8 protein-coding genes are annotated in these 7,070 nt (G+C 69.6%); all 8 read right to left on the reverse strand.

Features of this window, described 5'->3' with window-relative positions; genetic code table 11:
* Positions 1 to 36: 36 nt before the first annotated feature.
* Positions 37 to 1,092, reverse strand: a complete 1,056-nt coding sequence (locus ACFT4A_RS42095) for a lysophospholipid acyltransferase family protein (RefSeq protein WP_382841910.1) — start codon at positions 1,090 to 1,092, stop codon at positions 37 to 39.
* A gap of 14 nt (positions 1,093 to 1,106) precedes the next feature.
* On the reverse strand, positions 1,107 to 2,168 hold the full coding sequence (locus ACFT4A_RS42100; protein ID WP_382841913.1) for an NAD-dependent epimerase/dehydratase family protein: 1,062 nt from the start codon (positions 2,166 to 2,168) through the stop codon (positions 1,107 to 1,109).
* 213 nt (positions 2,169 to 2,381) lie between these two features.
* The gene (locus ACFT4A_RS42105) at positions 2,382 to 2,480 is read right to left on the reverse strand and encodes a 30S ribosomal protein bS22 (RefSeq protein WP_003948845.1); all 99 of its coding nucleotides are present in this window, start codon (positions 2,478 to 2,480) and stop codon (positions 2,382 to 2,384) included.
* Between the two features lie 154 nt (positions 2,481 to 2,634).
* Positions 2,635 to 2,847: a helix-turn-helix domain-containing protein gene (locus tag ACFT4A_RS42110; RefSeq protein ID WP_004984898.1), complete on the reverse strand. Its 213-nt coding sequence runs from the start codon at positions 2,845 to 2,847 to the stop codon at positions 2,635 to 2,637.
* Positions 2,848 to 2,976: 129 nt separating this feature from the next.
* The gene (locus ACFT4A_RS42115) at positions 2,977 to 3,792 is read right to left on the reverse strand and encodes a phosphatase (RefSeq protein ID WP_382841915.1); all 816 of its coding nucleotides are present in this window, start codon (positions 3,790 to 3,792) and stop codon (positions 2,977 to 2,979) included.
* Between the two features lie 96 nt (positions 3,793 to 3,888).
* Complete coding sequence (locus ACFT4A_RS42120) at positions 3,889 to 5,064, reverse strand: acetoin utilization protein AcuC (RefSeq protein ID WP_382841917.1); 1,176 nt, start codon at positions 5,062 to 5,064, stop codon at positions 3,889 to 3,891.
* Positions 5,015 to 6,244, reverse strand: a complete 1,230-nt coding sequence (locus ACFT4A_RS42125; RefSeq protein ID WP_382841919.1) for an MFS transporter — start codon at positions 6,242 to 6,244, stop codon at positions 5,015 to 5,017. The genes ACFT4A_RS42120 and ACFT4A_RS42125 overlap by 50 nt, the downstream gene beginning before the upstream one ends.
* A 75-nt stretch (positions 6,245 to 6,319) precedes the next feature.
* On the reverse strand, positions 6,320 to 6,964 hold the full coding sequence (locus ACFT4A_RS42130; RefSeq protein ID WP_382841922.1) for an HAD family hydrolase: 645 nt from the start codon (positions 6,962 to 6,964) through the stop codon (positions 6,320 to 6,322).
* Positions 6,965 to 7,070: the final 106 nt, after the last annotated feature.

The following is a 7,070-nucleotide window of genomic DNA, read 5'->3' on the forward strand; positions in this document are numbered from 1 at the left end:
CCCCTGTGAGGGGCGCCCAGCGCCGTAGGCGAAGCATCAGAAGAAGACCGACCGCCGCTGCACCAGCAGCTTGTACAGCGTGTGCTGGATCTGCTCCCTGACCTGATCGGTCAGGTTGAACATCAGCATCGGATCCTCGGCCGCCTCCGGCGGATAGCCGTCCGTGCGGATCGGCTCGCCGAACTGGATCGTCCACTTGGTCGGCAGCGGAATCGCGCCGAGCGGTCCGAGCCAGGGGAACGTGGGCGTGACCGGGAAGTACGGAAAGCCCAGCAGGCGCGCGACCGTCTTGGCGTTGCCGATCATCGGGTAGATCTCCTCGGCCCCGACGATCGAGCAGGGGACGATCGGCGTCCCGGCGCGCAGGGCCGTCGAGACGAAACCCCCGCGGCCGAAGCGCTGGAGCTTGTACCGGTCCGCGAAGGGCTTGCCGAGGCCCTTGAAGCCCTCCGGCATCACCCCGACCAGTTCGCCCTGCTCCAGCAGCCGCGCCGCGTCCTCGGCACAGGCCAGGGTGTGGCCGAGCTTGCGGGCCAGTTCGTTGACCACCGGCAGCATGAACACCAGATCGGCGGCGAGCAGGCGCAGGTGCCGTCCCGCCGGATGGTTGTCGTGCACGGCGACCTGCATCATCAGGCCGTCCATCGGCAGCGTGCCGGAGTGGTTGGCGACGATCAGGGCGCCGCCCTCGGACGGGATGTTCTCTATGCCCTTCACCTCGACCCGGAAGTACTTGTCGTACAACGGGCGCAGCAGGGACATCAGGACCTGGTCGGTGAGCTCCTCGTCGTAGCCGAAGTCGTCGACCTCGTAGTCCCCGGTGAGGCGCCGGCGCAGGAACGCGAGCCCGCCCGCGATCCGCCGTTCCAGACCGCCGTCGCCGTCCTGGGACCGCTCCGGCGGCTGCTCCTCAGAAGTCACAGGAACATCATCCTGCGGAACAGCCCTGGTGGGCAGGGGCTGCACCTCACGGACCGGCGCCGACTCCGTGCCCGAGCGGCGGTTCCCCGCGCTCCGGCGCCGCTGGGGGCGCTGCACGGCGCTTCCGCGGGACCGGTCGTCGTCGAACGGAATGACCTTGGCATCCGCCATCGTTGATGCGCTCCTCAGTTGGCGCTCTGCGTCGGGGGGTGGCCGTCGCCCGCGAGGGGCAGTGCGGCGATCCGGTCGACGGCCCCCGCAAGGGCCTCCGGCGGAAGAAGTCCGGGTCCCTGGCTGCGGGCGAAGTCCGCGAACGTTTCCGCGGTCGTGTATTTGGGCTGGAATCCCAGCGTTTCGCGCATCTGGCCCGTGGCCACGACCCGGCCGTGGGTCAGCAGCCGGATCTGCTCGGGCGAGAAGTCCGTCATCCCCAGCGTACGCACCAGCGAGCCCGCCCAGGTGACGGCCGGGAGCGGCAGCGGCACGGTGGGCCGCCCGAGGCGCCGGGAGCACTGGGAGAGCAGCAGGACGCCGTCGCCGGCGATGTTGAAGGTGCCGCTGTTGAGCGTGCCCCGCCGTGGCTCGTGGGAGGCGATCCGCAGCACCTCGATCACATCGTCCTCGTGCACGAACTGCAGCCTGGGGTCGTAGCCGAACACGGTCGGCAGGACCGGCAGCGCGAAGTACGAGGCGAGCGGGGTGTCCGCGGTCGGGCCGAGGATGTTGGCGAACCGCGGCACGCACACGGCCACGTCGGGCCGGCGGCGCGCGAAGCCGCGGACGTAGCCCTCGACCTCCACCGTGTCCTTGGCGAAGCCGCCGCTGGGCAGGGACTTGGGCGGGGTCGTCTCGGTGAAGACGGCCGGGTCACGGGGCGCGGAGCCGTAGACGTTGGTGCTGGACTTCACGACCAGCCGCTGCACGGCAGGGGACTTCTGGCAGGCACCGAGCAGCTGCATGGTGCCGATGACGTTGGTCTCCTTCAGGGAGGCCCGGTTGCCGCTGCCCAGCGGTGTGCCCGTCACGTCCAGGTGGACGATCGTGTCGGCGGCCGTCTCGGCGAGCACCCGGGCGATCGTGGGCTGCCGGATGTCGGCCTGGATGAAGTCCGCGCCGCCCAGATGGTGCTCGGGCGGCACCGCGTCCACGGCGATCACCCGGTCCACCTCGGGGTCCCGCTGGATCCGCCTCACGAACCGGCCCCCCAGCTGGCGGGCCACTCCGGTCACGAGCACGACCTTGCCCAAGATCAGCGCCTTCCTTCCACAACCTCTTGTCCCCGCCGCGTTCCCCCGTGGGGCCAACTTAGCGGTTCGGTGTTGCGCTGTGATGACCGCCCGATGCGCGAAGTGACGGGAACACGACGGGAGGCAGCCGGACCCGCGTGGCGATACACGTGTGGCCCCCCACCCGTGGGTGGAGGGCCACAACGACGCTCTCGCGGCGTCGGCGTCGCGAACTTACTTCTTGTTGCGACGCTGAACGCGCGTGCGCTTGAGCAGCTTGCGGTGCTTCTTCTTGGCCATCCGCTTGCGCCGCTTCTTGATAACAGAGCCCACGACTACCCTCGCTCACTTCTCATCACTCGGTGCTGGGCGCCATGGGCCCATACGACCTACGAGGGGCTAGCCTACCCGCCCGAGCGCTGAGGTCGTAATCGAGGGGGCCAGGGTGATCCCGAGTGCCCTGTGAGGGATCACCCCGCCCCAGCCGTCAGGCGGTTTCCACCCCCACATAGCTCTCGCGGAGGTACTCGTGAACCGCTTGCTCCGGGACGCGGAAAGACCGCCCCACACGGATCGCGGGCAGATGACCGCTGTGCACCAGCCGGTACACGGTCATCTTCGACACTCGCATCACCGAGGCGACTTCCGCCACGGTAAGGAACTGAACCTCGTTCAGAGGCCTCTCGCCAGCTGCAGCCATGACACACCTGAACCTTCCGCACTCGACGGCCACCGGCTTCCCCTTCCGGTGACTCTTCGTCGCTGCGTGCTCACTCCCCAATGTAGGGGCCAGTGATGCGAGTGGGGAAGAGGTGCACCCATCAACGGCCTACTGTGACAGACACGCCCGATTGAGTACGTAGCGGGTAAGCGGCAGGTAGTAATCAGATCGCACACCGTCATCAAGTGGAACGACGACGGACACGGACCCCTCCGCCTGCCCGACGAACGGCGCGGGGTCGTCCGTATCGGCCGGCCCGATGGCCTCGAACCCCAGCTGACCTGCCCCGCAGACCCACCCGTGATCCCCGATCACCAGCTCGGGCAGGGGCCCGCCGGCCTCCGCCGCCGCGGCCAGCGCGGTACGAACCGGGAGCGGCGAGTGCGTATGTGCGCCGGGCTCACAACCGGGGCGTTCCACCCCGGACGCCCGCACCAACGCGACTCCTCGTACGTAGTCGAGGTTGTACGTGCGTAGGCCGAACCGGGTCGTTATGTCGACACAGCGACCCTGCGCGGGGGTGAGAACCGCACACCCTGCCGCCGACAGCGCGTCTGCCAGAGCGGCGTAGAAGCCGAGCAGCCGGTGCGGGTGCCCGGTACCGAGAAGCACCGGAGCACCCCGCCGGGCGACATCGGCGAGACGGTCCGCGAAGGTGTCCAGCGCGGCCACCGTCCGCTGCGGGTCGATCACGTCCTGGCCGGAAGTACACCGAGAATCGGCCGAAACCCCGCACCTGTCGGCCATCAGCTCGATCAATTCCCGCTGCTGCCAAGCCCCTTCGGGATCGATGCCGAGCAGCACACGGGGGTCCCGGGCGGCGAAGAGCCGGTAGCTGCGCAGGCTCTCCTCACGCGCTGTGGCCACGGTACCGGCGAGGCGTGCACCCACCAGGTGCGTACGAAGAACTTCGGGGGTCAGCACGAAATGATCGTCCGCGACCAGGACCTCACCTGTCCCGGGAACCGGCGAACACCGCTCGGTCGGCCTACCAGGCCCACCCCGCCCACCAGGGGCGCCTCACCCCGGCAGCAGACCCCGCAGCGGGAACACCGCCCGCCGGGCCGCCAGCACCGCCTGGTCCAGCCGGTCGGCCGGGTCGTACCCCGCCTCCCAGCCGGTCCACTCCACGGGCCAGCGCCCGTCCGTCATCCGCGCCGGGGCCAACTGCCGTGTCCGCGCGAACACTTCCTGCCGCCATCCCTCGGGGATCACCGCCTCGGGCTCCACCTCCCGATGCGCCGCGATCGCGACCAGATGCGTCCACGACCTCGGTACGACGTCCACCACCGCGTAGCCGCCCCCGCCCAGGGCCACCCACCGGCCGTCGGCGTACTCGTGCGCCAGGTCGTGACAGGCCACCTGCACCGCCCGCTGCGCGTCCAGCGACACGGCCAGATGCGCGAGCGGATCCTCGAAGTGCGTATCGGCCCCGTGCTGGGTCACCAGCACCTGCGGCCGGAAATCGGCGATCAGCTCCGGCACCACGGAGTGGAACGCCCGCAGCCACCCGGCGTCCCCGGTACCGGCCGGCAGCGCCACGTTCACCGCCGAGCCCTCCGCGGAGTCCGCCCCGGTCTCCTCCGGCCACCCGGTCTGCGGGAACAGCGTCCGGGGATGCTCGTGCAGCGAGATCGTCAGCACCCGCGGGTCGTCCCAGAACGCCGCCTGCACCCCGTCCCCGTGATGCACGTCGACGTCGATGTAGGCGACCCGCTCGGCCCCGAGCTCCAGCAGCCGGGCGATCGCCAGCGACGCGTCGTTGTAGATACAGAACCCGGACGCACCACCGGGCATCGCGTGATGCAGCCCGCCCGCGAAGTTCACCGCGTGCGGCGTCTCCCCGCGCCACACGGCCTCCGCCGCCCCCACCGACTGCCCGGCGATCAGCGACGACACCTCGTGCATCCCCGCGAAGGCCGGATCGTCCATCGTCCCCAGCCCGTACGACTGGTCCGCCGCGCCCGGATCGGCCGACGCGGCCTTCACCGCCTCGATGTAGTCCTCCCGGTGGACGAGCCGCAACGTCGACTCCCCGGCCGCCTTCGCGGCGACCACCTCCACCTCACGGTCCAGCCCGAAGGCGTCGACCAGTCTCCGGGTCAGCGCGAGCCGGACCGGGTCCATCGGATGCCCGGGACCGAAGTCATAGCCCGTTACTGCCTCGTCCCACATCAGCTGTGCGCGGCCGCTCATGACCGCCACCGTATCGGTCCGGTTGAGCGGCGAACGAACGGGCGTACACCAGCGTCACCAGCACCAACACCATCGGCACGAGCATGGCCCCGCGGTAGCTCCACAGATCCCCGAGCGCGCCCACCAACGGCGAACCGATCAAGAACCCCACATAGTTGAAGACATTCAGCCGCGCCACGGCCGCGTCCGATGCCCCTGGGAACAACCTGCCGGCCGCCGCGAACGTCTGCGGCACCAGCACACACAACCCCAGCCCCAGCAGCGTGAACCCCAGCATCCCGACCCACGCCCCGGGCGCCCCCGCCACCACGGCGAACCCACCCGCAGCGACCAGCGCCCCGGCCCGCACCACAGCCACGGCCCCGAACCGCCGCACGCCGAAGTCCCCCAACGTCCGCCCCAGCAGCGTGGTGACCATGTACACGTTGTACGGCACCGTCGCCATCTGCTCCGAGCTGCCGAGCACGTCCTGCAGATACTTCGCGCTCCAGTTGGAGACCGTCGAGTCCCCGATGTACGCGACGGTCATCACCAGGCACAGCGGCAACAGCAACTTGAACGCGAGGCCCTGCCCCTCGCCCGCCTTCCCCTCCACCCCGGACTCCGCCACGGGGCCCGCATCACCGCCGTCGACATACCACCGGCTCCCCACCAGCACAGCCGGCAACAGCACCAGCACGACCGGCAGATACGACACCCACAACGCCAGATCCCAGTGCGCCCCCACCCACGCCAGCGAGGCCCCGACGATCCCGCCCAGGCTGTAGACCGCGTGAAAACTGAGCATGATGCTGCGCCCGTACGCCCGCTGCAGGCTCACCCCGAGCATGTTCATCGACGCGTCCAGCACCCCGACGGCGAGCCCGAACGCCGCGAGCGCGACCCCCAGCTCCACCATCCGCTCCCCGGCCCCGACCCCGAGCAGCGCCAGCAGCACCACGGGCTGGGACCACCGCAGCAGCCGACTCGGCGGCACCCGCTTCACCAGCCGCTCGGTGCTGACGCTCCCGACCCCGGCGAGGATCGGCACGGCGGCCAGAAAAGCCGGCAGCAGCGCGTCGGAAACCCCGTACCGGTCCTGGATGGCCGGAATCCGCGTCACGAGCAGAGCGAAGGCGACCCCCTGCACGAAAAAGCTGAACGCCAACGAACCTCTGCCGCGCCGCAGCACATCAGTCATGGCGGCGAGCGTAGGGCCCCGGCTTACCCGTGGGTAGATCCAGCCAAAGATGAATTTGCCTCATCTTCCACGGGCTCACACCAGCAGATCGGCCAGCTCCCCCATGTCGGAGAAGAGCCGGGTGGCGCCGGCGAGCTTCTCCGCCGGAGTCATGGCGGTGAACCCGTACACGTCCATCCCGGCCGCGACCGCGGCCCGCACCCCCAGCGGACTGTCCTCGACGACGACACACCGCTCCGGCGCGACCCCCATCCGCTCGGCGGCGTACAGGAACAGATCGGGAGCCGGCTTGCCCCGCCCGACGTCCTGCGAGCTGAAGATCCGCCCCTCGTCGAACCACCGGTCGAGCCCGGTCGTCCGATGCCCCACCCGAATCCGCTCATGGCTCCCGGACGAGGCCACGCAGTACGGCACCCCGTCCGCGGCGAGCTTCTCCAGGACGCCGGAGGCCCCGGCCACAGCCACGAGCTCCTTCTCGAACGCCGCGAACACCCGGGCGTGAAAAACGTCGTCGAAGCTCTCAGGCAACCGCTGTCCCGTCCGCTCGAGAACCAGCTCATGAATCCGGTGCATGGCCGACCCCATGTAGTCCCGAATGGACTCCTCGTACGAGGTCGGGTGCCCGAGTTCGGTGAGGTACGCGGCCAGCAGCCGGTTGGAGATGGGCTCACTGTCGACCAGAACACCGTCGTTGTCGAAGATGACGAGATCGTAGTTCATATCCACGACCCTAAACGCAGAAAACCCCCGTATCCGAAGATACGGGGGTTTCCTTTGAATGATTGTTCGGCGGCGTCCTACTCTCCCACAGGGTCCCCCCTGCAGT

The organism is Streptomyces sp. NPDC057099 (assembly GCF_042671245.1).
Lineage (GTDB): Bacteria > Actinomycetota > Actinomycetes > Streptomycetales > Streptomycetaceae > Streptomyces > Streptomyces purpurascens.